Source organism: Flavobacterium jumunjinense (assembly GCF_021650975.2).
In the GTDB taxonomy this organism is placed as follows: domain Bacteria; phylum Bacteroidota; class Bacteroidia; order Flavobacteriales; family Flavobacteriaceae; genus Flavobacterium; species Flavobacterium jumunjinense.
Genome location: NZ_CP091285.1, coordinates 2,091,040 through 2,117,763, shown reverse-complemented (window position 1 = coordinate 2,117,763; position 26,724 = coordinate 2,091,040). Strand labels below are relative to the sequence as shown.

Genomic DNA, 26,724 nt, shown 5'->3' with positions numbered 1-26,724 from the left:
TTATCTCTTCACAACAATCTTCTTTGTTGTTTTTACGTTCTCAGTTTCAATAACCAATAAATAAACGCCTTCTGTAAGGTTTTCTACATTTAAATTTGTTATCGCTGTTGACGATTTTTTATTCAGAATTAACCTTCCTTGAATATCATATAAAGCATAACCAACTTCACCAGTAATAGAATTATTTAAATCGATACTAATACTACTCTTTGCAGGATTTGGATATATTCTAACATCTGAAAACACATTACTCTCAATGCTCAATGCTTGCTCAATATTACAGAATGAAAGTGCAACAGCGTTTATTGTTCCTCCATCTCCATTAAAAGGATCTTCAACTCTTAAAACCCAAGTTCCATCTGCTACCAAACCATTAAATGCACTCAACGTTTCAAAAGGCTTTACTGTTCCAGAAATAGCAGGTGCAGTACCACTACAAGTGAAATTAACTCCTGAATCATCAATAGTACAATTAATATCATCCTCACTTCCACATGGTTGCTTAAATAAAGTTACGACTGGACTTCCAATAGAAGCTGGTCCTTCTAAATAGTAAGTCATATCTTGAATATAAGTATGTGTCAAATCTAGAGTAACATTTAGATCTCCTATCACAATACCTCCAGAAACTTCAATAGGCACAGTAGCAATACTATTTGCGGTTATCTCAATAATATTATTTGAAAAATCTGTAGCAGAAAAAGAAGAACCACATGTTAATTTACCCGTTTCAAAATTATAAATTGTTACATTTGTTACTAAATCGGTACCGCATCTATTAGAAGGTACAACTCTCCAATAATAATTCGTTTCTTCATTTAATCCTGTAACAAGAAAACTATCACCCGTAACAATTTCATTTACTAATGGTGCTGCTAAACTTGAAGAAGTTGATACTTGTAAATTATAGGATTCAACATTAACATGCTCTACCCATTTTAAAGTTACTGTTGTTGCAACTGTATTTTGAGAATTTACTGGAGAATCTAAAACAACTGGCTGAAAATTAGCTGAATATATTTTTAAGTTTTTTGTTCTAATCTCAGTTTCAATTCCATTATCTCCTTGAATCCCTACATTATATTCTCCTGGAGCAACATTTGTAAGATTAAACAATGTCATGGTCACAGTACCGTTTGTATTTAAACTTGTAGGACTAAATACCACGTTTGCTCCAGCTGGTAATCCTGTTGCCGAAAAATTAGTTGTACCTACTCCTGTTTGTTTATAATCAAAAGTATAAATTGCATCTTGCGTATCACAAACTATTAAGTTGTCAGATTTAGAGGTTAGCGAAAAACCAGAAGATATCCCTGTAACCACTAATGAATAATCTTGCTTATTATTAACTAGATTACCCTTATGAGTTACTGTTATCACATAATCTCCTGCATCAGGCGCATCAATTCTAACAACCTCAACATTATCCACATTATTATCAGTAAGTCTAGTTGCAGGCACATTTGGATTACTTTCTAATCTCCAAGGATAGTATATTGTCCCATTTCTAGTCACTTTAATATCCAAATTATTAACTAAAATAGGTAACGGATCGTTTTCTACAGTATTGGTTTTTGCAACACCAGGAACATCTGTCCAAGTAATTGATGCTATCAAAGGATTGTTTGTTCCTCCATTCGATTTCACTGTCATTGTAAAAGTCTGACTTTGCATCAATTCTTCTTCAGAAACCCATGATGTTAATCCATTATTTGTAATTGCTTCTACCGCTGCTTTAGCATTTAATAATCCCCAACCAAATTTCGCATCTGGACCAATCGCTCCAGCATCATCAGCTGTATGACAAGCAAGACCTTTTAGAGTAGCCGCTTTCATAAAGTTATTGGTAACATTTTTATAATGTTGTTGCACCAACAACAAAGTACCTGCAACATTTGGGCTAGCCATAGACGTTCCACTTTTAGTACCTGTAGCTGTATCACTTCCACTATCAGTAGATGTTAGTGATACTCCGTTTCCTGTAATATCTGGTTTTATTCTTCTATCATCTGTTGGCCCTTGACTACTAGACGAACTAATAGAAACACTATTTAACGTACCGTCTGGTGATACATTTGCATCTTGAGCATTTGCAACGATTAAACTATTCTTTGCAGTTTTATCACTTGTTAATTTATCAAAACCATTAGCAATAGGGTTCGAATTATCGTTATTATTACCATCATTTCCAGCAGACATTACTGGTAAATAATAGGGTGCTAAATACGATATCTCATCCCAGTTTCTTGCTGCACTTGTATATGCACCAATATACCAAGCAGGTTGAATTGCACCTGAACTACTTGTTATAGGCACACCATAGGAGTGATTAGAAATTAACATTCCTCCTAAAACTTCATTAGTCGCTTCGCTTTCATCATTTGTCCAGTTGAAAGTCCTACCTGTAGCATTATAAGCCATACCCTTTGTTGAAGCAGAAGCATCTGATGCTAAAATTGTTCCTGTAACGTGCGTTGCATGTGAACTATAAGTTGTTCCAGATACATCATCAACAGTTGTTACTCTATTTTCAAATAAATTATGTGTTCTTCTTACTGTACCACCGTCCCAAACACGAGCAACCATGTTTTCTCCATTTAAATTCAACCCCAAAGTACCTCCTGAGTTTAAATGCACTGCTCTTGTTGATTTTGCAGCATTAGCATTTTGTGAAGCAAAATAAACGGGTACACCATCTGGTGTTAGTCGCATTAATTCTTCATAAGTTCCATCTTCTTTTTGAACTATAATTGGCCAACCCTTTTTCAATGCTTCAGCAACAGCTAATTCTTTTTCTCTTTTTTCTAAGCTTTCGAAATATATAGTCTTTTCCTTTATCGTTTCAACATCGTAATTTTTAATAATTTTTGCTACATCGTCTTTCGTTTGTGCTAAAGATGAAAAGCAAAAGAAACTCAACAATGAAACTTTAAGTATATTTTTTTTCATAAAAAACATTTTTTAATAGTAAGTTTTGCAAAATTAACACTTTAATAAGTAAAAACACTTTTTTTTACACAAAAAACAATAATATCCTTAACTAAATTATGTTTTATGTTTTTTAAGCTTAAATTGTATCTTTACAAAAAAAATGAAATGGTATTAAGTAGATTTTGGTTAGCAATTTTTGTTTCTTCAATTGCCTTTATTATTATTGGTTTGTTTACTTCAAAATATTATTCTATTGATTATGTTTTGAATGGAAAACAAGGAGAACCTATTCTAATTTCTGAAAAATATTTAAAAGATATACCTCAATTTATTCAAGATAGTATTCAAAAATCTTCTGATAAAGCTTTTATTTTAAACAGAAACACTAAAGATTCAGACACTACTTATATTTATAACAAACAATCAGTAAAAATTTATAGCGGTGTGCAACAATCGGATGGATTGTTACCAATGTGTAAAAGCAGTTTGTTGGACTTAATACTTCCTTTGATTGCTTATTTAGCTTTTTTCTGCGGAATTATGGAATTGCTTATTATTTCTGGAGCATCTGAAAAATTGGCTAAAAAATTGAGTCCAATGTTTGCTAAAGTTTTTCCTTCGCTTCCTAAAGATCATGAATCCATTTCATATATGACGCTTAATTTTGCAGCAAACTTCTTAGGTTTAGATTCTGCGGCAACACCTTTCGGATTAAAAGCCATGCAAAGTTTACAAGAATTAAACGAAGACAAAGACAAAGCAAGTGATGCCCAAATCATGTTCATGTGCTTGCATGCTGCTGGTTTAACATTAATTCCAACATCTATTATTGGTTATCGTGCTGCTGAAAATGCTGCCAATCCAGCTGATGTGATGTTACCTTGTATTATTACTTCATTTGTTGGTACAATTGCTGCATTCTTACTTGTTGGAATGAAACAAAAAATCAATTTTAAGAGCGCCTCACTTTTAGCTGCTTTAATGGGACTTATTGGTGCTATTGTTGGTCTATTATTCTATGTAAATACGTTAGACTTAATTGGTAAAAATTATTTTACTGCTAACTTATCTGGTGTTTTATTATTAACAATTATTGGTTTCACTTTAGTCTTTTCATTTATCAATGAGAAAAAATTCACAGCTCAAAAAACGACAATGTTTGATACTTTCGTTGTAGGTGCTAACAATGGTTTAAAAACAGGTGTCATGATTTTTCCTTACGTTATGGGAATGTTAGTCGCTATTTCATTATTAAGAAACAGTGGTTTATTTGAAATTATAAGCCATGGAATTTCATTTGTGTTTGCACATATGGGTGTTTCGAAACAAGTTACCGATTCTTTACCTGTTGCTATTTTAAGACCTTTTAGTTCTGGTGGTTCACGTGGTTTTATGATTGATGCTATGCGTACTTTTGGACCAGATTCTTTTGCTGGAAGACTAAGCTGTATTTTTCAATGTAGTGCCGAAACCACTTTCTATGTTATTGCTGTTTATTTTGGTTCTGTAAGTATTAAAAACACACGTTACACTTTAGGAATGATGCTTCTAGTGGATTTAATTTGTGTAATTACAGGTATTTTAGTGGCTAGTTGGTTTTTTTAAAATAAAATGAAAAAATATTTCTTCATACTTTCAATCTCCCTATTGTTTTCTTGTGAAAAGAAAATGGAGAATCCATTAATTGGTAATTGGTATTTTGATGAACATTTAATTACTGATGATACTTCTGAAAAAGAAAACTTTAGTTTAAATATAATAAACGATAGTATTCTAGAATACAAATTTGGATTTTATGAATATGTCCCAACAAAAATGAGCGTACTATCTTTTAACCGAGACACAACAGCCATGAAGTTTAACACCTTACACTTTCTTGGTACAAAGACAAAATAAAGGTAAAAGACTCTACATTATTTTTTTGGGATTTAGCAGATTCAATTTGGATAAAACATAAAATAAAAACTCTAAATCATGATAATCTGATTCTTGAAAAGGAAAACAAAGAAAAATATAACCTAGTAAAAAAGAGAAACATTCACCATAATTCTAAACTATACGACGCTATTATTGTAGATAGAGAAAAAGGATTTGGATGTTGTGGAATAAATACAACTTATATCAATAGAAAAGGAGAAATGTATTTTAAAGGGTTAGGTTACAATACTAATGAAGAAGATTTTGTAGCTCAGTTAGATTTAAACATTACTACTCAAATATTTAAAAAATTTGATCAAATTGATATCTTAAAGATGAACAATTATTATCCCTGTGAAACACCCGATTCTCAAAACAATTCAATTACGTTTTTAAAAAACGGAAAAATCATTAAAACAATACAAGATTGCAGTAGAAAAGCTCCTATCGATTTTTATGTAGCTTATAATGAGTTGAGTTATTTATATCAAAAAATAAAACAAAAGAATAATTACAATTTCATCTTTGACAACCGTCTTCATTTTCCTTCCTTTGAAAATAAACTAATTAAACATACATTATATAATTCTGAACTCTTTTTGCTTGATTTAGAATTAAGAAAAGGTAAAGAAAGTGAGACATCTTTCAATCCAACATACACTTTAAACTTTTCTTATGGGAATCAAGGTTTTCTTTTTAGCAAAATAGAAACCGATTGTCGTTATTATAAATTTTACTATAATGACAATACTACAAAAACAATAGACATGGGCTACAACTTCATTGGGGCCAATCCAATTTTATTAACAAAGAATAAGACTAAACCTTCACGTTGATCCATTTCCCTCTTCGATACATTATTACACTCATAATGGTGATTAATGCTTCTGCTATTGGAATGGCAATAAAAACTCCTAATGCATCTAGTTTGAAGGTGTAGGAAAGTAGGTATGCCAAAGGAATTTGTATTACCCAAAATCCGATAAGGTTTATCCATGTTGGTGTCATAGTATCTCCTGCTCCATTAAACACATTATTAAGTACCATACCAACACCATAAAATAAATAACCATAACTCACAATTTTTAATGCAGAATAGGCGATTTCAATAATATATTCATCATTGGTAAAGAAACGAATCATAGCTTCTCCAAAAACCAAACACAGCGTCATTGCGCAACCTAAGAAAATCATAGTGTATTTTGCAGTTAAAACCACTGCTTCTCTCACTCTTTCTTTGTTTTTTGCTCCTAAATTTAATCCGACCAATGTAGCTGTTGCGTTACTCAATCCCCAAGCGGGTAACATAAAAAACATCATAATTCGAATAGCCGTTTGAAAACCTGATGATCCGTTTTCCCCTCCTGTTTTGGCAACAATCTGCGATAAAAAAATCCAACTACAAGAAGCAATCACATATTGCATTATTCCTGGTGTAGCCACTTTTATCAATGCTGCTATGAGTTCGAATTTGGGTAATATATATCTTATTTTTATAGTTACTAAATGCACTCTGAAAAACAAAAAATACAATTGATAAAACACACCTAATACTCTTCCGATTGCTGTTGCTAAAGCAGCACCTACGATTCCCATGGCTGGAATTATTCCCCAACCATTAATTAAAATGGGACATAAAATGATATTACAAATATTAGCAAACCAAAGGCTTTTCATTGCCAAAGCTGGATTACCAATGCCTCTAAAAATTCCGTTGATAAGGAAAAGTAGAATAATAAAACAACTGCTTGCAAAAATAATTTTAGGATACAAAATTCCATACGCTCTACTTTCTGCTGATGCTCCTAGAAAGGTAAATAATTCTTCTGCAAACAAAACTCCAAGAACACTCACGAATATAGAAATGACTAAAGCAATAAAAATAGATTGCATCGCCACTTTTCCGGCTTTTTTAGGCTTCTTTTCTCCTACTCTTCGAGAAACTATTGCAGTTGCAGCAACACTCAATCCTATAGAGATGGAATAAATTATAGTATTGACCGATTCTGTTAGACCAATAATTTGTATCGCTAGGTTACTATTTTCTAAATGCCCTACAAAATACAAATCGACTAAAGCAAAAACCGATTCCAAGACTAATTCCAAAATCATTGGAATGGCTAACAATAGAATGGCCTTGTTTAAATCGATGGTTGTGAAGTCGTACTCCTCTTTACCGCTTATTACTTCTTTTAAAAAGCTAATTTTCTTTTTCATTGTTGCTATACAGAAGAATTCCTCTTCTTTTTATATTCTATGTATTGGGTTTTTCAATTTTCCCACAAACTGTAAACTATCGGTTGGTGTTGTTAAATCTAACATTTGTTTGTTGTTTTTTAATTGTAAACGATTCAAGCAACAAGCATCAAATTCTGAAACAAATAAATCATACTTCATAAATTGCTCTTCCAATTCTGGATGAACTTTTTGATAGTCTGAAATGCAATGGGAAACCAAATTCCAAAAGTCATCTTGATGCAACACCTTATTTTCATGAAGAATTGCAACTAAAAACCTAAAGAAAAACTCAAAAATATCATTTTGCAGACATAATATTTTAAGCGGTTCATCCATGTCGATATTAATACGTTTTGCTTTTTCTGGCAAAGGAGTATTTGGATTAAAAATCATTACTTCTTCTGTAATGTCTTTCATAATTGCTTTTACAGGAATATTGTTTTCAAAAATTAAGATTAAATTTTCGCCATGAGGCATAAAAACCATTTCATGTTTATAAAAACAATGTAATAATGGCGACAAATAGCACTCTAAATAACGACTTATCCATTCTTCTGCTGAAATTCCAGAAGAATCGATTAATGCTTTAATAAAAGCTTCTCCATCATTATCCACATGTAACAAAGCAGCCATCGTCATGCATTTTTGCCCTTCTTTTAGTTTCGGAATTGGACTTTCTCTCCAAAGTGTAGCTAACATTTTATTATGTGGAATAGCTCTGCCTAATGGTTCATATAAAAAATTTCTGTAACCTAATGTTGCCACTTCCCCTAATAAAGTAAATCCTTTTTCTTGCAGATAAGTATCATTTTTCACCAAATCATCAACCCATTGTGTAATCGCTGGTGTACTTTCCATATAGTAAGGAGAAAGTCCACGCATGAAACCCATATTCACCACTGATAAAGCGGTTTTTGCATAAAACTTTTCAGGATTGCTTGTGTTGAAAAACGTACGAATGGATTGTTGTGCCGAATAATCATCTTTTCCGTAACCTAAACACACTAGATAATCTAAAGCAATATCATGGGAAAAAATTAGCGTTAATTTATTATACCATTGCCAAGGATGCACAGGAAAAAAATAATAGTCCTCTATATTGAGACCTTTTTCTTGTATCTTATTTTGAAAAGCAACATAATCATCTATTGCTAACTCTTGACGAATTAACGCACCATAGCTTAAAGATTCAATACATGAAAAAGTAGCCCTACTTTTATGTCCCGCTAACCAAATTAATTTAACAGGTGCATTCGCTTCTGGTGAATAGTTCATAAAATCGAGACAATTGAATCCGTTTTTTCCGCTATTCGCAATAAAACATGGATGCCCTTCTGTCATTGCGTGCTCTATTTCTTGATACTCATGAGCTACTAATTCTTTCGAAGTGAATTTCTGATTGCTAATCTTAAAAGCAACGCTATAAATAGTGCTTGTTATTTCTTCTAAATAAGTAGGTAAAAGTACTTCTGAAATAGCTAAAACTTCTTTAAACTCGATAATAAATTTCGTCAATGAAAGGGCGACTTCTTCTTCTAGAATGAATTTTCGGATTGAATTATTTTCTATTGACCAATGATTTAGAGAAAGTATATTGGCTTTAAAAGTATATTTTACTTTTTCATCTGAAGTTGAAACCACATAAGTATTTTCATTAATCAATATTGGATTAACTAGCAATTCATGGGCAAATTCACTCAATGCTTTTTTTACTAAAATGACATTGGCTTTGTTCCAATTCTCTTTTGTTATATGTTGAATGCTTTCAGTTGGCGCAATTTGTGTTTTTTGACTCATAATTAATTCTTTTCGTGTGTTTTTAAAGCATTATAATAGTCTTCTCGTGTACAAAATTCTAAATGTGCTTTTTTATGTGGCAATTCGAGTACATTTTGAAAAACAAAACCTGCTTTCTTATTCAACTGATGTATTTTATGATTGCGAGCATCTGGTTCTACCACAATTCTTTTGGTGTTTTTATCTTTAAAAATGAAGTCTAAAATAGTAGTAAAAACTGCCCAAGTGAAACCTTTGATTGGTTTTTCTGTAGGTGCTACCAAAATATGCATTCCTTTATCACCTTCTTCCACGTTATAATACTTGCTAATTATATCTTCTTTAGGATGGTAACATTCTAACAAAAAAGTCATTTCTCCATTATATAATCCTATATATACTTGCGCTTTTTCAATGATATTTTGATAGGCCAATTTCACTTCATTTAAGGTGAAATTTGTCATTTCCCAATAGATTGCGTATTCTTTTTGTACCCATTGATGAATCATTATACTGTCTTCCTCTATATTTATAGGTCGCAATTCAAACAAGCCAACTGTTGGAATCTTCTTGCTAAAAACAACACTTTCTTTTCTAAAAGATGTCGGTTTAATGCCGGTTTCAATATTATTTGTATTGGTCATACGATAGTATTTAAGCCGTTATTTTTTTAAATTGAGCAATTGGATTTTCTAATTTTCCTTGAAATTGAAGCAAAGCAACAGGATCATCCAAATCGATCATTGTTTTATTATTATTAATTTGCAAACGATTTAAACAGGACAATTCGAATTGCGTTTCGAACATATCATAACGTTCAAACTTCTCTGCAAGCTGTGGTTGTGTTTCTTGATATGCTGTAACACATTCTGCAACGAGCTCCCAAAAACGATTTTCATTATAATTAATTTGTTCGACTAATATACTCGACATGAAGCGGAAGAAACCATCAAAAACATCAATAAAAATGGATAATAGTTTTACGTTTTCTGGAACCTCAGCATAGATTCTACTGATGTTTTCTGGAATTTCAACTTCTGGATTTAGTATCACCGCTTCTTCTGTAATATCTTTCATAAAAGAACGCACAGGAATGTTGTTTTTAAATCCTAAAATTAGATTTTCGCCATGCGGCATAAAAACCAAATCGTATTCGTAGAAACAATGCAACAACGGACTTAAATAGACTTTAAAATATTCTTTTAACCAATTATCTACCGTTAAATTGGACGCTTTTATAATTTCTGGCAATAAGGCATTTCCTTCTTTATCAATATGTAACAAAGCAGCCATTGTCATTAATTGTTCGCCTTCCTTAAGATAAGCCACAGGACTTTCTCTCCATAAAGAAGCTATCATTTTATTATAAGGATTGTGTTTTCCGTAATGATCAAAATAAGGGTTAATGTAGCTAATGGAAGCAATCTCACCTAACATTCCGAAGTTTACGCTTTGCAAATAAGCATCACTACCTAACAAATTTTCAAGCCATTTTGCCATTTCTGGAGCTGATCCTAAATAGTAAACAGGCAAACCGCGCATGAAACCCATATTCAATATAGAAAGCGACGTTTTGGTATAGCATTTTTTTGGGTTACTTACATTAAATAATGTACGAATAGATTGTTGTGCTTGATACAAATCTGGTCCATAACCCACACAAATCAACTTATTTTTGGCTATTTCTGGTGAAAAAATATTCGCTAATTTATTATACCATTGCCAAGGATGCACTGGAATAAAGAAATAGTCTTCTGGATTTTCTCCTTTGCTTTTTATCACTTGATTGAAAGTTGCAATAGTTTGTTCTTCTAACTCTTGATGAATGAGTTTTTGATAGGCTAACTCTTCTGTTCCTGCATAAACCGTTCTGTCTTTATGACCTGCTAACCACAGAATTTGAAATGGATTTCCTGTTTCTGGTGTATAGGCTTTGTAATCCATACTGTTAAAGCCAATTCTACCATTATTCGCAACAAAACCTGGATGCCCTTCATTCATTGACTGTTCAATGGTTTGAAAATCAGAAGTAGCTAAATCTTTTGCAGAGGGCGCTTTCTTTTCTAATTTGTACGCACTTCCATATAATGTACTGATAATTTCTTCAATATAAGATGGGAATTGCTCTTCACTTATGCCTATATTTTCTTTAAATTCGGATAGAAAATGAATAGCATCTATTTCTTTTGGTTTTCCATCTTCTTTTTTTGTTATGGACTGACTATCGATGCCAAGATGATTCAAGGCTAATGCTTTTCCTCTAAAGGAATATTCAATTTGATTGTTGTTGGAAAACAAATTATATTCACTCCAATCTTTTTCTTTTTTTACTAAAATAGGTTGTAATAATTGTTCATGAGAGAATTCGCAAATTGCCTTTCTTACTAATAATCTATTGGCTTTTTTCCATGTTTCTGGCTTGATATGTTGAATCGCTTGTTCTGGATATTCAATTTGATTTTTATAATGCATGGCTGTTTCTTTTAAATATTGTGAATCTATTTTCTTAACAAATTGTTCTCTGGTACAAAAGGCTAATTGAGCTGTTTTATGAGGCAATTTTACTATTTCATCGTTTACAAAACCGACTTTCTGACAAATAGCAAACATCTTTTCATTTCTAACATCGGGTTCCACCACTACTCTTTGTATGGTTAAATCGTTAAAAATAAATTTCATGATACTCGTAAACACATGCCATGTAAATTGATGTATGGGTTTTGCTACTGGAGCCACAATAACATGCATTCCACAATCATACTCTTGTACTTTATAATAATCTCCGATTGCGTCTTTTCTTGGATTGTAGCGCTCTAAAAGAAACGAAACCATTCCGTTAACTAATCCGATAAAGACATCGGAATGTTGGGTTATTTTTTCATACTCTTGTGTTACTTCTTCTAAGCTTTTGCCTAACATTCCCCAATATTGAGCATATTCTTGATTGACCCAATTGTGAATGATTGGTATATCTTTTTCTGTATTTAATGGTCTAAATGAAATTGACCCTAAGTCTGAAATGAAATTGGTAAAAACAATTCCGTTTCTTTTTTTGAATGCATTTCCTATTTTCATCTTATGTTGATTTAAAAATTCTTTTAGGAGCTATTTTTATTTCTTTTATTGATAATTGTATTTGTTTTCTAACATAGGAATAGGCGATTTGCACCAGCGTTGTGAGTACAATCATTAATGGAATAAGTAGTAAAACCATTCCTTGTTGGTGTTTCCAAAACCCAAAAACATACATTCCCCAGTTGATGATTACCCATTGAATTACATAGAGACTTGTTACATTTTTACTATAGAAACTTATTCTTTTAAAGATTGTTTTTCGTTCTCCAAAGAAAACTACTAGTTTATTTATGCTCCAAAGAAGAAGAAGGTTTATCCCTAATAGAAGAATTGTTCCACCTGGTCCCAAATGATAATAATCTGCAAAATGATAGGATGGATTTGTAAAATTTAATAGACCACCAACTACCACAGAAAACAAACCTACTTTAAGTGTGTTTTTAAAGAATTGTGCTTTATTTTCATTAGTCTCTTTATACCATCTCCCTAAAAACATTCCTATTAATATAAAAGCGCTCCAAGGGAAAACAGGGAAATAAACGTTGAATTGATCGCTAAAAAACAAATCGCATATATAATTTATTCCTAAAACATCTATACGGAAACCACTTACCTCTTTTGAAACAAAAAGAATGATGGTTGCAATAAGTAAGGGCACGTATTTACTACTACTAAAATGATTGATTATTGCCATAAGGAATAATGTGATTCCTGCTAATTGTAAAATATCACCTAACAATAAGAAAAACAGTGTTGCTTCAAGTGTTTGAGAAGTTAATCCGTAAGCTTCTACAAAAGCTGTGGGCAAACCTCCAAACACAAATTCTGGAACAATAAACTTTAATAAATTCATTCCATATCCTATTCCTAAAATATACAAGGCTCGTTTAGAAACGGCTGTAAATGATTGTCTTCTAGAGAGTACGAAAGAAATTCCCATGGTAATAAGAAACATCGCTGTTCCTCTACCTAACCAAAGCACAATTTCTCCAAGAATAGTATGGTTTTGCGTCTCCAAATCACCATAAATTAACATCGTATGAATAATAATCATAAACAAAACGCTTATTCCACGAGCCACATCAATAGCAGTAATTCTTTTCTCAAGGGTTTTCATGTATTCTTGTTTATGAGATTAATTCAAAAGCTTCCGAGTGAATCGCTTCTTCTTTTGTTACTTCAAATTGTTGGAAAGCAATTCTTTTTTCAATTGGATAGTATTCTATCCCAGTAATTTCTTTAATAATATAGGAATTTCTATAACAAGCCATACCTAAATCGGGTGTTACAAAACCATGCGTATGCGATTCTGCATTTTGCACAAAAATTTCAGCAGCATTTGCATCAATACTATAATTTCTATTGGTTGCAAATCTTCCTTTTTTATCCCAAAGGATGCGTTCTGAAATGCCTTCTAAAAATCCCGGTAACTTATAACTATAACCTGTTGCTAAAACTAAAGCTTCTGTGGTATGACGGTATTTTTGATCTTGTTCTACCTGATGTAATTCTAAATTGAATTTCTCAGATTCCTCATCATAATTGGATTGAATGCATGCTGAATTGGTTCTCAAATTCACATCGATAGCTCCTATTACTTTTTTATGATAAATAGTATCGAATATACTTCCAATCAAATCTTTATTGATTCCTTTATATAGCAATTTCTGACTACTTAATAGTTCATCTCTTTTCTCTTCTGGTAAATTATAGAAATAGTCAACATATTCAGGAGAAGTCATTTCTAAGGTTAGCTTACTATAATCCATTGGGAAAAAGCGAGGCGAACGTGTTATCCAGTTCAGTTGATAATTATACGTATCTATTTCTTGTAGTAAATCATTAAACACTTCAGCAGCACTTTGCCCGCTTCCTAAAACAGTGATGGATTTCTTTTTTTGAAGTTCGCTTTTGTTTTGAAGATAATTTGCAGAATGAATTGCATTTTCTTTCAGGTTTTGGCACGATTTTGGAATATGTGGAGACGTTCCTGTTCCTAAAACAATTTTCTTAGTCGTATAAATCGTTATCGTTTCCGTTTTTGTACATTTGGTTGTCACCATATAATAAGCTTCCGATTCGCTATAATCAATTTGAATTACTTCAGTATTAAAATAAATATTCGACATTTTCTCTATTGCCCATTGACAATATTGATTGTATTCGTTTCTTAACAACAAAAAGTTTTCTCTAATATAGAACGAATACATTTTTCCTTGTTCCTTGATGTAATTTAGAAAACTAAAAGGGCTCGTTGGATCAGCAAGAGTGACCAAATCAGCAAGAAATGGAATTTGTAAGGTTGTATCTTCTAAAAGCATGCCTGGATGCCAATTGAATGATTCATTTTTATCAAAAAACAAACCGTTTATATCTTTTATTGGTTGTGTTAAACAAGCCAAACCTAAATTGAATGGACCTACTCCTACTGCTATAAAATCGTATGTTGTATTTTGCATTTTTCTAATTTTTTAATGAATATTGTTGCCCATGAAAAACAATTAGGTCAATCACTTCTTCAATATCTTTTGTTGTTGTTAACGGATTTAATAAGGTGAATTTTAAAAACACTTCTTCCTTCACTTTTGTACTTGTAATGATCGCTTTTCCTTCATTAAACATTGCCTTTCGAATGTGACTATTCAAGTTACAATAGGTAGCATCTAAACCAGAATAAGGAGTATATCTAAAAACAACTGCACTAATTTCCGGTTGATGAATGATTTCAAAATCTTTCCTCTCGCTTAAATACTGAGCTGTAAATTGAGCGCTCTCTATTGCTTTTTCTAAATAGGAACTCAATCCTTCAACACCAATCATTCTTAATGTAAACCAAAGTTTCAAAGCATCAAATCGTCTTGTGGTTTGTATTGATTTTTTAACCATATTGGGAATACCTTCTTCTTCTTGTTCTTTCGAATTAAGGTAATCTGCATGGTATTTTATATAGTCTATAAAAGATTTATCTCTCATGAAAAACCCACTAGAACTTACTGGTTGATAAAATGTTTTATGATAATCTATCGTTGCCGAATCGGCTAATTCTATACCTCTTAGTTTGCTTTTATGTTTCTCACTTATTAGCAAACCACCGCCATAAGCCGCATCAACATGAAACCATAATTTATTTTGTTTTGCTATGGCTGAAATTATTGGTAATGGATCAATTGAGCCAAAATCGGTTGTCCCTGCTGTTCCTACAATAGCTATAGGAATATTTCCTAATTGCTTCTGCTCTTCAATGGCTAATTCTAATTTTTTAACGTCCATTTTAAAATCAGCATCAACTGTAATCGGAATAACAGCGTTTTGTCCTAGTCCTAACAAGCTCAGGTTTTTCTTTAAACTAAAATGACTTACATCTGAACAAAATACCCTAAATTTAGAAGCATCTGCTGGTAAACCCTCCATTTTTGGATCAATATCATAATTGTTTTTAATGTAAAAATCCCTTGCTAACAATAATCCCATCATGTTAGACTGTGTTCCTCCACTGGTAAAAATCCCATCACCTTCTGTAGGAAAACCTAAGATATCTAAGGTCCATTCGATCAATTTTAACTCTATAAAAGTTCCTCCTGTACTTTGATCCCAAGTATCCATAGATGAATTTAGAGAAGAAATAAAAGTTTCTGCTACCAAAGTTGGAGTAAGAATCGGACAATTTAAATGCGCAATATATTTTGGATGATGAAAATGCACACAATCATCTAAATACAATTCCTTCAACTCTTCAATAACATATTCTAAAGAATGTGTTTCTTTAAAATGTTCCAACTGAATCTTGTTAAATTTTTCTCTTAATACAGCAATTGACTTCCCTGTAAAAGGAGTTTTCCTATCTTTTAGCGTATTACTAATAGCGTGAATTGCTTTTTTCATACTCTTTTTGTAATTTGAAATCCCAATCTTTTCATTTGAAAAAATATGCTCTCTAGGATGATTTACAACTACTAATTTATTTTTTGAATCTTGCTTTGTTTGTTCAAGTATATTCATTTGTTATTTTTATTTAGATTAATTCTAAAGAATAAAAAAACAAAAGTATGCCCAAAATAAAAAAGTGTCAATACAACCTTAATAGTAAATTAATTAATTAAAAGCAGTAGATATTATACCGCAATTAGAGTAGCAATCTTTAGCTTAAATGATTACTTATTGCGTGAACAACTAATTTTGAAGTAGAATTTATATTTGTCTTTTTCATTATATTTTTTCTATGCGTTCTAAATGTATGTATGCTTATAAACAAGTCGTTTGCTATTTGTTCGCCACTCTTTCCTTGACCAATTAATTTTAAAATTTCAGTTTCCCTTTCTGTTAATTGATATTGTGCCTTAAATTTATTTTCAACTTTATTTTTGAAAAACTTACTTAATATTTCATTGCAAACATATTCTTCGTTTTCTTCGATCTTACTTATTGCTTCATGAAAAATTAACTCTTTATTTGTTTTACAGATATAGCCTTTTATTATTTTTCTAATTAAAAGTTCCTCAGAAAGTTCATTATGTGAGCAAGTAGTTATAATGATTTTACAATTTGGGTAAGCTATATTAAGTGTTTTAATTTCATCTATTTCAAAGCTTTTTATATTATAAGGATCTAAAAACAAGTAATTTATCTCCTCTTTTTTTAACCATTTTAACACCTCATTTTTTATGCATGTTTCCCTAATTTGTACATTCTTAAAGTGTTTTTTTATTACTGATCTAAGTCCAATTCTATATAGATTTTGACTATCTGCAATAACAATTGTAATCGGTTTCATGTTTTATTTATTTAGACTCGATAAAAATAATACATTTGAAACAGATTTTCTAATTATAATTATTACTTTTTTAACACTTATTTATATTAACGACTTTAAATACTATCTATTTTAGCAATTTAAAGTACTATCATTTTTAATATAGAAAGCATATGTTTGAATTCTTAATTGAACTACTTGCAGAAATTTTATTTTTTTATACTCCTAGAATAGTCGGTAAATGGATAAAGTGGCTTTGTTATGGTGGAAAGAAACCTATGGATAAAATTAAAAAAGAAAGCGGAAACACACTACTTGGTGTTTTTGTACTACTAATTATGATTGGAGTTATAGTTATTACAAACCATCATTCTAATACAAATTAATTACTATTACTTTAGAATTATTCAAAATACCAACTAAAACAGGAAAAGCTTCTAGGAATATTTATCTAATTTTTAAACATTACGTAACTTTACACTTCTAAAAACTAACACAATGGATTTTATATATCAAGATCCGTATCCAATTGAAAAAGACGATACGCAATACAAAAAAATAAGTTCTGATTACGTAAAAGTTGAAAAACTAGGCGACAGAGAAATTTTAACAATTGCCCCAAAAGGTTTAGAACTGCTTTCTGAAGTAGCAATGAATGATGTTTCTTTTATGCTTAGAACAAAACACTTAAAAAGTTTGGCTAACATACTAGAAGACCCAGAAGCAACTGATAACGATCGTTTTGTTGCTTACAATTTATTACAAAATGCTTCTGTTGCTATAGAAGGAGAGCTTCCTTCTTGTCAAGATACTGGAACAGCCATTGTAATGGGAAAAAAAGGGGAAAATGTTTACACAGGAGTAGATGATGCTGAATGGTTATCAAGAGGTATTTTTAATACTTACGAAAAAAAGAACCTTCGTTATTCTCAAATTGTACCTATCAGTATGTTTGAAGAAAAAAATTCAGGCTCTAATTTGCCCGCACAAATTGATATTTATGCAAAAAAAGGAGCTTCTTATGAGTTTTTATTTCTTGCCAAAGGTGGTGGTTCTGCAAACAAAACTTTCTTATACCAAAAGACGAAATCATTATTAAATGAAAAGTCAATGGAGGAGTTTATTAAAGAAAAAATTAAAGATTTAGGAACTTCTGCTTGCCCACCTTATCATTTAGCATTAGTAATTGGTGGTACATCTGCAGAAGCCAACCTAGCTGCTGTAAAAAAAGCATCTGCAGGCTATTTCGACAACCTCCCTACTTCTGGAAATATGGCTGGTCAGGCTTTTAGAGATTTAGAATGGGAGAAAAAAGTACAACAAATTTGCCAAGAAAGTGCTATTGGAGCACAATTTGGTGGAAAATATTTCACACATGATGTTCGTGTTATCCGCTTACCACGTCATGCTGCTTCTTGTCCAGTTGGATTAGGAGTATCGTGTTCAGCAGATAGAAACATTAAAGGAAAAATTACTAAAGAAGGAATTTTTGTTGAGCAATTAGAAACAAATCCTGGTCAATTTCTTCCTGAAGTTGCACCTCATTTACAACCAGCCGTTGAAATCGATTTAAATCGTCCGATGGCTGATATTTTAGCAGAATTAACTAAATATCCAATTAAGACACGTTTAAAATTAAACGGAACAGTTATCGTTGCTAGAGATATTGCACATGCAAAAATTAAAGAACTCTTAGATACTGGGAAACCAATGCCTGAGTATTTTAAAAATCATCCTATTTATTATGCTGGTCCTGCAAAGACACCAGAGGGAATGCCTTCTGGAAGTTTTGGACCAACTACAGCTGGAAGAATGGATCCTTATGTTGGAGAGTTCCAAGCTGCTGGTGGAAGTATGATTATGTTAGCTAAAGGAAATCGTTCGCAACAAGTTACTGAGGCTTGTGGTAAATATGGCGGTTTTTACCTTGGTTCTATTGGTGGTCCTGCTGCAATTCTAGCAAAAGACAACATTTTAAAAGTTGAAGTTGTCGATTTTCCTGAATTAGGAATGGAAGCGGTAAGAAAAATTACAGTTAAAGATTTCCCTGCATTTATTATTACAGATGATAAAGGAAATGATTTCTTTGCAAATCTATAAATAGATTAACTCTATTACTATAATTAGAAAAGGCTGCCTAAAAAATTAGAGCAGCCTTTTCACTTATTAACTTAACAAAAAATATCGTTTTATTCTTTTATGAATTTCTTAGTTATTTTCTCTTTATAAGTATTTAACTCGATAACATAAACTCCACTATTTAGAGAGCTCACATTAACTTGGTCATTTTTAATTTGACCTTGTAAAACTAATTGTCCTACTAAATTATATACTTTATAATCTTTCATTCCATCATTAGAGATAACGTTTAGATAATCTCCTTTTACTGGATTTGGATACATTGAGAATGAAATTGTTTCTTGTACTTCTGTTATTGTACTTAGGTTAGAAACTATTCCTGTTGTTCCAACGCAGAAGTTTGTAGACTCACTTGCTCCAAAACTAGCTCCACTTGCTAGAGTAGTTGCACCTGCTTTAACAGAATAACTTCCGTTACCATATGAACAACAAATACCATCTCCATAGCTATCATTAATTTTAAAAGTATAACAACCTGCAGTTAAACATTTTGTAATTGTTAAAGAAGAACCGTCTGCTTGACTTCCATATGTTCCACCTGATTCTACTACTTGATTACTAGCATTCAATATTTGCCAGCTAGTTTCTTCTGGATAATTATCGAATGTTAAATTAATATTCACGTTAGTACATGTTGGATCAGTTACTGTTCCTGTAGATAATGCAACATCATCAACAGCTATATCACCTTGCCAAGTTGAACCTGTAGTTCCTACAAATCTTAATCTTACTGTATTTCCTGCATAAGAAGCTAAATCAACAGAAGCACTTAACCATGAATTACCTTGATCACCTGTTTTAGACCAAACATCTGCCCAAGTAGTACCATTCGTACTTGCTTGTAATTTTAAACCTCCCATTCCAGCAGCTCCATACATGTGGTATTTGAATGTAAAAGTAGCCGCAGATGCTCCAGTTAAATTGAAACAAGGTGAATTTAAAATTGTAGATTTACTTGGATAATTAGGGCTAGAAGCTTCTACATATACATAATATGATCCTTGAGAAGCACTAGACGGTCCTGTATTACTTGAAGGTGTTCCGTTTGAGTTTACTGCCCAATCAAAATCATCACCTGAACCTTGAGCCCAAGCTCCTAAAGTATTTTCAAAACCTTCAGCATATGGGTAAGAAGTTACTGTTGTTGTACATGTTGTTGGATCTCCACCACCATCAGAATAAGCAGCGCCAACTCCAACAGCATAAAAAGCATTTGTTGTTGCGATTACTTCTGGAGAAGCAGCTCCATACAAATCTGTTGCTGCTTGAATACCAAATGACCTTGCATTAGCGAAAGTTGAATTTGCAGATAAATAAACACTTTCTAAACGATATGCAATATTTGCCGCTTTATCCATTCCTATTCCTGTAACATTATATGCGCTACCAATATCATTAGTTCCTGTTTTTCCTTGAACTAAAATATAGAACCAATGGTTTAATACTCCGCTATTTGTATGAACACCACAATAATCATTTGACTGAGTTGGAGTTCCACAGTTTGGGTTTTTCCAATTTGTACCACCATAAGTATCTGGTTGTCCTTCACTTTTTGGATTACTCATTGAACGAAGTGCTGCATGCCCTGAACGTCTTTCAATATCTTCTCCAATTAACCATGGGCTCTTAGTTGGTGCTGCATAAAACTCAACAGCTGCTCCCCAAATATCTGAAAAACCTTCATTTAATGCCCCAGACTCTCTTTGATACGCCAAATTAGCTGTATAAGTACATACTGCATGACCAATTTCATGAGCTGCTACATCTAATGCAGTTAAAATATCAAAATAAGTACCACTACCATCACCGTAAGTCATTCTAGAACCATCCCAAAATGCATTATCATAATTAGAACTATAATGCACATAACTATTTATTGCAGCTCCAGAACCATTAAAACTATTTCTACTGTGCTTTGTAGTCCAGTAATCATATGTTTTCTCTGCTCCCCAATGCGCATCTAAAGCGCCGTTATCTTTGTTTGCACTATGCTCAGCAGTTGTCCAATTATTATCATTATCAGTAAAATTTACAGCAGATCCATAATTAGTCCCTGTGTTCAGATCATAGGTATTAACTCCACTACCTCTAGTGTTGTCTTTTAAGATATAGCTACCACCACTTAAAGTAGTTTCAATACTCTGACTACCACTATATCTTGTTGCTGCATTACCTGTAACTAAAGCTTCTAAAGTTTTAGTTAAATTATAATTGTTTTCAACATTATTTGATTCGCAGCTATGTTTTTTAGCAAACAAATGAGCAGATCCATGTCCGAAATTTGTTGCATGCTTAATTGTTGCATTATAAAATAAAACTTTTCCCGATTTTGCATCTACATAAACATCTCCTCTACTAATCGGATTTGTAGCATAAATATCAAATTTATACGCTAAAATTAAATCTGTTGTTTCTCTTTCAACACCAATACTTGCCATATCTGGCAACAATACTAATTCCCCTTGAGGTTTTGTATAGTTTATTAAAGAAGCCTCTCTTTTGTCTTCCCATAAAAAAGAACTATTTCCTGCTGCTTTTTTGGCAAACTCTAATGCTTTTTCACCATTAATAGATGGCGTAATATTAATTGTATTTGCATTATAAATATCACCACTCATTGAAACTATTCTACCGTTTTTAGAGTGGATTGTATAGGTAGCGAATTCTACTTTTACAGTTTTATAGTACAACTGATACTTTTCATGAACAATACCTAAATTGTCCATTTCATCTTTAATCTTCACGAAATTAAAATCGCTTCTCAATTTAAGATTTTCTTTTAATACATTCTGGAAGTTAGCACTTGAAACATTAGCACTTTCATTAAAGATAATTAATGAAGGTTGTCCTTTGTCATCCAACACCATCTCCTTAACATTTTTATCAGCAACCTGAGCTGTTGACAAAAAAGAAGAAGTAGCAAGCAATAGCATTACTACATTTTTCTGTAATTTGTTTTTCATAATTAATTAGTTTTTAATTGTATAGGTTAGAAAAACAAAGATATGAAGTATTAGAATTATCCAAATACAGTATTTATGTATAATTTGTTAAATTATCATAATTAATTAAATATTTTAAGTTAAAAAATAGTCATGATTGAATTTTATTCAACAAAAAGCACTAATCCTTTTAAATAATGACCTTCTGGATGATAAATATTCGTTGGATGATCTGGACCTTGAGATAGCTTGTGTAAAACACGAATATTTCGTCCTGTTTCAATTGCAGCCGCAGCCACTGTATTATAAAACAACACGTCATCTATTACTTGCGAACAAGAAAAAGTAAATAGAATTCCCTTAGGACCTAATGCTTTTAAACCTGCGATATTTAATCTTTTATAAGCCTGAGTAGCTGTATGTTTACTTTTTATATTTTTTGCAAATGCTGGCGGATCTAAAATTATCACATCATATTCTTGATGATTCTCTTTCATATACTCAAAAACATCAGATGCGACAGGTTTATGATTTGCATCTTTAAAATTCAACTCCATGTTTCTATCGGCTAAATCAACCGCTTTTTGAGAAATATCAACCGATGTAACCAATTCTGCTCCTGCGCTCATTGCATATATTGAAAAACCACCAGTATAACAAAAAGTATTCAAAACTTTCTTCCCTTTTGCATATTCCATAAGTAGCTTTCTATTTTCTCTTTGATCTAGAAAAAAACCAGTTTTCTGCCCTTCAACCCAATTCACTGCAAATTTCACATTGTTTTCCAAAGCAATTGTTTCTGATTTCTCTCCAAAAAGAAAGAAATCTCTTCCTGTTTGCGGTAATGTTCCACTACTTTTACAATAGATAGTTTCACAAAAATCTGAATAATACGTTTTTATCGCCTTAGCAATTTCTTCAATTTGTAAATATATACCTGCAGAATGAGCTTGTATCACCCAGTTTTTATCATAATAATCAATTATCAAACCTGGAATTCCATCACCTTCTCCATGAATTAATCGAAATGAATTAGTAACATCAAAATCTAACAGTTTCCTTCTCAACAACCAAGCAGATTCTAGTCTATTTTTCCAGAAATTTTCATCAAAAACTTCTTCTCCAAAAGTCAAAAGACGAACTACTATACTTCCTCTATTACTAAAAAAACCAGTTCCAAGGTGATTATTTCTATCATCTACAACATCCACCATTTCTCCATCTTCCAATTCTTGACTTACACCAAAGACTGCACCACTAAAAATCCACGGGTGACGTCTTTTTATTGATTTATCTTTTCCCTGCTTTAATATTACTTTTGAAAAACTCATTCTTTTTTTTAGCAAAACTAATCTAACTTTTTGAAATAAAAAAACGCCTTGATGTTCAAGGCGTTTTAATAAGAAATATATAATTTTTATTCTTTAACAAATTTCTTCGAAATTGTTTTCTGTCCGTCATTCACTTCAACAACGTATATTCCTGAAGGCATTTTAGACACATCAATTCCTGCTTCATTATTATCACCAGAAATTATTTTTTGACCAATTAAATTATAGATCGTAAAAGTCACAACTCTATTATCTAATACATTTATATTCAACATCCCTTTAACTGGATTTGGATATACAATAAAGTCATAATTACCTTCTTCGTTTCCAAATCCTTCATTAGAACTTATCGAATTCACACCTGCAGTTGCTCCAATATTAACGGTATAATCCTCTACTTCTCCATAAGTAAAAGCTTCACATGGTGTCGAGTTTGCATTATACTTCATTTGAACTCTCATTCTTGTATTTCCTGACAAAGCAGTTGTTGGCACAGTAAACGATCCAGACAAAGTAGCACTACTTGATGACGATCCGTTTACTACTCTTTCTGAATTTTCAAAAGTACCATTCTTATCGTAATCAATCCAAACCGACCAGTATTCATTATAAGAAGAACCTGTAAAGCCTGCACTAACATATACGGTATTTGTACCATAAGGAAGATTTGCTGTTAAATTTGTAAAATCTGCGTAACCTCCATTTGCTCCAGTAGCATTTGACATATTATTCAATCCAACAAAATCAATATATTCATCGGCTACACTATTACCTTTAGAATCACAATATGTGACAGCAGAATCTGCTAATGTTGTAAACTGTTTCGAACTTGAAAAAGCTGATGCATCACCATTTGAACAAATACTTCTCACTTGTGCTTCATAATTTGTTTCCGATAAAAGTCCAGAAATAACTATACTGTTAGAACCTGAAGTTACAGTTGTCCATGTTGAAGCTGTTATTGTTTTATACCTAACTTCATAACTTGCTCCTGCCACTGAAGACCAACTTAAAGAAGTACTTGACGAAGTTGTTCCAGAGCTATTTAAACTCACAGGAACCGTAGCATCACATACTGTAGTTGTATTTGTTACACCAGTAACAACAAGAGTATAATTCTGACTTCCGCCTACTAAAGTTGATCCTTTATGAGTTATAGTTATTGTATATTGACCAGAAGCATTAGCTAGATCAACCCTTTCAAAATTGTCTTTAGAATTATCCCCTAATCCATTGGTATTTACACCTGTTAATCTCCAAGGAAGATAAGTTGTACTTGCTTTTGTAATTCTAATATCTAAATCATTCACTAATCTAGCTATAGATGAATTAGCTGTTGTAGTTGCAGTTCCTGCAGGATCTGTCCAACAAACAGATGCCAACAAGCTATTAACCCCATCACTATTCACTGTAACAGTATACGACTGACCTGGCTGCAATGTTCTTTGATCTACAATTGACTGATTTCCTCTTTGAGAAATTGCCTGTGCCGCTTTTTTTCCATTTAAAAGCCCCCATCCAAAAATTGCATCTGGTCCGTTTGAACCTGCATCGTCTGCCGTATGCAATGCAACTCCTTTCAATGTTGCAGAACGCATAAAGCTTCCATTTAAATTATTATAATGCTGTTGCAACAACAATAAAGTACCCGCTACATTTGGAGATGCCATTGAAGTACCTGTTAAAGATTGATAAGCAGTATCACTACTATGTGATGAAGAATAAACACTAGTACCATTACCCGTAATATCTGGCTTAATTCTTAAATCATCTGTTGGTCCCTGACTACTTGAACTATTGATAGATACAGAAACCAGATTTCCATTTGAATCGATGTTTGCATCCTGAGCATTAGCTACAACTAAATTGTTTTTAGAAGTTGAATGCCCTGTTAATTTATCATACTGAGGATAACTACTATTTAATGGTTGTGAATTATAGTTCGTATTCCCATCATTTCCTGCTGCTACGACCATTAGATAATTTGGCGCATTATACATTAAATTATCCCAATCTTTTGAATCAGTTATATAAGCCCCAAAATAATAATCGGAAACCAGGTCGGAACGATAACCGTAAGAATGATTCGAAATCAACATTCCGTTTCCAGCTGCCGTAGTCGCTTCAGACAAATCATTATTCCACATATACCCTCTAACACGCGACTGAGAAGCCATTCCTTTAGCACTAGCAACAGCTCCAGAAGCCGTTATTGTTCCTGTTACATGTGCAGCATGAAAATTCAACCGAGTTCCACCTTCAGTTGACGCATCCTCTACACTAACTCTGTTTGAACCTCCTACTCCGTCATATTCTTGATGCGTTACTCTTGCATGACCACCATCCCAAACATAAGCAATCATATTTTGACCATCTAGATTTAAACCTAAACTCCCTCCTGAATTAAGATGATTTGCTCTTGTAGATTTAGCCGCCGCTACATTAAAAGTTCTATAATAAATCAAACTACCGTCTGTTTCTATTTTTTGCAATTCAGCAACTCCTCCATCTTCCAGATTAACATACACTGGTATATTATTTGTTTTAGCAAATGCAACAGCTGCTTTTTTATTTGCTTTTTCTTTTTCAAGAAACGAACTTGATAGTTTTGTGATTTCTTGTGTATCATACTCATTTATAATTTGCATTCTTTCCGTCTCAGTTTGCCCAAAAACATTAGGCAAGGAACACAATAAGCTCGCAAAGAGCAGTCCTCTAAAATTGTTTTTTGTCACCATAGTTAAATTGTTTTTTGTTTGTTTATGTTTTATACGCATTTGCAAATACATCGCAAAACTAACAAAAAACAATAATAAAATAACAATAATTTTACATTAAACTCATTAAAATAACTAAATATATAGAAAAAACATAATTTAATTAACATTTACACAATCCTATAAAAACAAAAAAAAGGCAATTTCAAAAGAGAAATTGCCTTTTTTTTGTTTTTATATTATATTTCTTTTAGAACTCCATTTCTGGTATTTCACCTTCAATAATTAACGTTCCTTCTGTCGCATTTTTTATATCTTCAACAGTAACACCTGGAGCTCTTTCTAACAATTTAAATCCTTTTGGAGTAACTTCAATTACAGCTAATTCTGTTACAATTTTTTTCACACAACCAACTCCTGTTAAAGGTAATGAGCATTTTTTTAATAATTTAGACTCACCCGCCTTATTAACATGCATCATAGCGACTATGATATTTTCAGCAGAAGCAACTAAATCCATTGCACCGCCCATACCTTTCACCATTTTACCTGGTATTTTCCAATTGGCAATATCTCCGTTTTCCGCAACTTCCATTGCTCCTAAAATAGTTAAATCTACTTTTTGACTACGAATCATTCCAAAACTAAAAGCAGAATCAAAAAAACTAGCTCCTGCTAAAGTTGTTATCGTTTGCTTTCCAGCATTGATAATATCCGCATCCTCTTCCCCTTCAAACGGAAATGGTCCCATACCTAAAACTCCATTTTCACTTTGAAATTCAACTGAAATATCTTCACGTACATAATTAGCTACTAAAGTCGGAATTCCGATACCTAAATTAACATAATATCCGTCTTTTACTTCTTTCGCTATTCTTTGTGCTATTTGATTTTTATCTAATGCCATG

Annotated in this window: 18 protein-coding genes; 5 read left to right on the top strand and 13 right to left on the bottom strand. The window is 32.2% G+C overall.

The annotated features are described in order from the left end of the window. Positions 1–2,949: a S8 family serine peptidase gene (locus tag L2Z92_RS09340; RefSeq protein ID WP_236458559.1), complete on the bottom strand. Its 2,949-nt coding sequence runs from the start codon at positions 2,947–2,949 to the stop codon at positions 1–3. A 147-nt stretch (positions 2,950–3,096) separates the two neighbouring features. Between L2Z92_RS09340 and L2Z92_RS09335 the strand changes: the two genes are divergently transcribed. From L2Z92_RS09335 to L2Z92_RS09325, 3 genes are read left to right on the top strand one after another with little or no spacing between them, the layout of a single operon-like run. After that, entirely contained in the window at positions 3,097–4,536 is a 1,440-nt protein-coding gene (locus L2Z92_RS09335) for a nucleoside recognition domain-containing protein (protein WP_236458558.1), read from the top strand. 6 nt (positions 4,537–4,542) lie between these two features. After that, complete coding sequence (locus L2Z92_RS09330) at positions 4,543–4,827, top strand: hypothetical protein (RefSeq protein WP_236458556.1); 285 nt, start codon at positions 4,543–4,545, stop codon at positions 4,825–4,827. After that, the gene (locus L2Z92_RS09325) at positions 4,824–5,684 is read left to right on the top strand and encodes a DUF6438 domain-containing protein (RefSeq protein WP_319800405.1); all 861 of its coding nucleotides are present in this window, start codon (positions 4,824–4,826) and stop codon (positions 5,682–5,684) included. The genes L2Z92_RS09330 and L2Z92_RS09325 overlap by 4 nt, the downstream gene beginning before the upstream one ends. On the opposite strand, the gene L2Z92_RS09320 is transcribed toward L2Z92_RS09325, so the two are convergent. The 8 genes from L2Z92_RS09320 to L2Z92_RS09285 form a co-directional block, all read right to left on the bottom strand. Beyond that, a complete protein-coding gene (locus L2Z92_RS09320) occupies positions 5,668–7,065 on the bottom strand; it encodes an MATE family efflux transporter (protein WP_236458555.1) in 1,398 nt (465 codons plus the stop codon). The two genes, L2Z92_RS09325 and L2Z92_RS09320, sit on opposite strands and share 17 nt — an antisense overlap. Before the next feature lie 30 nt (positions 7,066–7,095). Further along, positions 7,096–8,883 carry an IucA/IucC family protein gene (locus L2Z92_RS09315; protein ID WP_236458553.1) on the bottom strand — a complete coding sequence of 596 codons (1,788 nt, stop codon included), beginning with the start codon at positions 8,881–8,883 and terminating at the stop codon, positions 7,096–7,098. A gap of 2 nt (positions 8,884–8,885) precedes the next feature. Further along, positions 8,886–9,506 carry a GNAT family N-acetyltransferase gene (locus tag L2Z92_RS09310; protein ID WP_236458552.1) on the bottom strand — a complete coding sequence of 207 codons (621 nt, stop codon included), beginning with the start codon at positions 9,504–9,506 and terminating at the stop codon, positions 8,886–8,888. A 10-nt stretch (positions 9,507–9,516) separates the two neighbouring features. Next, complete coding sequence (locus L2Z92_RS09305) at positions 9,517–11,937, bottom strand: GNAT family N-acetyltransferase (RefSeq protein ID WP_236458551.1); 2,421 nt, start codon at positions 11,935–11,937, stop codon at positions 9,517–9,519. Position 11,938: 1 nt separating this feature from the next. Then, positions 11,939–13,054, bottom strand: coding sequence for a heparan-alpha-glucosaminide N-acetyltransferase domain-containing protein (locus tag L2Z92_RS09300; RefSeq protein WP_236458550.1), 1,116 nt, complete (start codon positions 13,052–13,054; stop codon positions 11,939–11,941). A gap of 10 nt (positions 13,055–13,064) precedes the next feature. Next, positions 13,065–14,396, bottom strand: coding sequence for a lysine N(6)-hydroxylase/L-ornithine N(5)-oxygenase family protein (locus L2Z92_RS09295; protein ID WP_236458548.1), 1,332 nt, complete (start codon positions 14,394–14,396; stop codon positions 13,065–13,067). A gap of 4 nt (positions 14,397–14,400) precedes the next feature. Further along, complete coding sequence (locus L2Z92_RS09290; RefSeq protein WP_236458546.1) at positions 14,401–15,936, bottom strand: pyridoxal phosphate-dependent decarboxylase family protein; 1,536 nt, start codon at positions 15,934–15,936, stop codon at positions 14,401–14,403. A gap of 139 nt (positions 15,937–16,075) precedes the next feature. Further along, on the bottom strand, positions 16,076–16,708 hold the full coding sequence (locus L2Z92_RS09285) for a response regulator transcription factor (RefSeq protein WP_236458545.1): 633 nt from the start codon (positions 16,706–16,708) through the stop codon (positions 16,076–16,078). Positions 16,709–16,860: 152 nt separating this feature from the next. Here L2Z92_RS09285 and L2Z92_RS09280 point away from each other — a divergent pair, with 152 nt between their 5' ends. After that, positions 16,861–17,073 carry a hypothetical protein gene (locus L2Z92_RS09280; protein WP_236458544.1) on the top strand — a complete coding sequence of 71 codons (213 nt, stop codon included), beginning with the start codon at positions 16,861–16,863 and terminating at the stop codon, positions 17,071–17,073. A gap of 112 nt (positions 17,074–17,185) precedes the next feature. Beyond that, positions 17,186–18,787, top strand: coding sequence for a fumarate hydratase (locus L2Z92_RS09275; RefSeq protein WP_236458542.1), 1,602 nt, complete (start codon positions 17,186–17,188; stop codon positions 18,785–18,787). A gap of 89 nt (positions 18,788–18,876) precedes the next feature. Here L2Z92_RS09275 and L2Z92_RS09270 read toward each other — a convergent pair whose 3' ends face one another. The 4 genes from L2Z92_RS09270 to L2Z92_RS09255 form a co-directional block, all read right to left on the bottom strand. After that, positions 18,877–21,789 carry a M4 family metallopeptidase gene (locus L2Z92_RS09270; RefSeq protein ID WP_236458541.1) on the bottom strand — a complete coding sequence of 971 codons (2,913 nt, stop codon included), beginning with the start codon at positions 21,787–21,789 and terminating at the stop codon, positions 18,877–18,879. 143 nt (positions 21,790–21,932) lie between these two features. Beyond that, positions 21,933–23,099 (bottom strand): class I SAM-dependent rRNA methyltransferase, encoded by a 1,167-nt coding sequence (locus L2Z92_RS09265; RefSeq protein ID WP_236458540.1) that lies wholly within the window; start codon positions 23,097–23,099, stop codon positions 21,933–21,935. Between the two features lie 86 nt (positions 23,100–23,185). Beyond that, positions 23,186–25,837 (bottom strand): S8 family serine peptidase, encoded by a 2,652-nt coding sequence (locus tag L2Z92_RS09260; protein ID WP_236458538.1) that lies wholly within the window; start codon positions 25,835–25,837, stop codon positions 23,186–23,188. Positions 25,838–26,066: 229 nt separating this feature from the next. Then, positions 26,067–26,723, bottom strand: a complete 657-nt coding sequence (locus L2Z92_RS09255; protein WP_236458536.1) for a CoA transferase subunit B — start codon at positions 26,721–26,723, stop codon at positions 26,067–26,069. Position 26,724: the final 1 nt, after the last annotated feature.

Bases quoted from the DNA above. Each gene is read 5' to 3' on its own strand.
- L2Z92_RS09290 (WP_236458546.1), bottom strand. From the start codon at position 15,936: ATGAATATACTTGAACAAACAAAGCAAGATTCAAAAAATAAATTAGTA.
- L2Z92_RS09340 (WP_236458559.1), bottom strand. From the start codon at position 2,949: ATGAAAAAAAATATACTTAAAGTTTCATTGTTGAGTTTCTTTTGCTTT.
- L2Z92_RS09280 (WP_236458544.1), top strand. From the start codon at position 16,861: ATGTTTGAATTCTTAATTGAACTACTTGCAGAAATTTTATTTTTTTAT.
- L2Z92_RS09295 (WP_236458548.1), bottom strand. From the start codon at position 14,396: ATGCAAAATACAACATACGATTTTATAGCAGTAGGAGTAGGTCCATTC.
- L2Z92_RS09300 (WP_236458550.1), bottom strand. From the start codon at position 13,054: ATGAAAACCCTTGAGAAAAGAATTACTGCTATTGATGTGGCTCGTGGA.
- L2Z92_RS09330 (WP_236458556.1), top strand. From the start codon at position 4,543: ATGAAAAAATATTTCTTCATACTTTCAATCTCCCTATTGTTTTCTTGT.
- L2Z92_RS09270 (WP_236458541.1), bottom strand. From the start codon at position 21,789: ATGAAAAACAAATTACAGAAAAATGTAGTAATGCTATTGCTTGCTACT.
- L2Z92_RS09305 (WP_236458551.1), bottom strand. From the start codon at position 11,937: ATGAAAATAGGAAATGCATTCAAAAAAAGAAACGGAATTGTTTTTACC.
- L2Z92_RS09335 (WP_236458558.1), top strand. From the start codon at position 3,097: ATGGTATTAAGTAGATTTTGGTTAGCAATTTTTGTTTCTTCAATTGCC.
- L2Z92_RS09285 (WP_236458545.1), bottom strand. From the start codon at position 16,708: ATGAAACCGATTACAATTGTTATTGCAGATAGTCAAAATCTATATAGA.
- L2Z92_RS09275 (WP_236458542.1), top strand. From the start codon at position 17,186: ATGGATTTTATATATCAAGATCCGTATCCAATTGAAAAAGACGATACG.
- L2Z92_RS09310 (WP_236458552.1), bottom strand. From the start codon at position 9,506: ATGACCAATACAAATAATATTGAAACCGGCATTAAACCGACATCTTTT.
- L2Z92_RS09320 (WP_236458555.1), bottom strand. From the start codon at position 7,065: ATGAAAAAGAAAATTAGCTTTTTAAAAGAAGTAATAAGCGGTAAAGAG.
- L2Z92_RS09260 (WP_236458538.1), bottom strand. From the start codon at position 25,837: ATGGTGACAAAAAACAATTTTAGAGGACTGCTCTTTGCGAGCTTATTG.
- L2Z92_RS09255 (WP_236458536.1), bottom strand. From the start codon at position 26,723: ATGGCATTAGATAAAAATCAAATAGCACAAAGAATAGCGAAAGAAGTA.
- L2Z92_RS09315 (WP_236458553.1), bottom strand. From the start codon at position 8,883: ATGAGTCAAAAAACACAAATTGCGCCAACTGAAAGCATTCAACATATA.
- L2Z92_RS09265 (WP_236458540.1), bottom strand. From the start codon at position 23,099: ATGAGTTTTTCAAAAGTAATATTAAAGCAGGGAAAAGATAAATCAATA.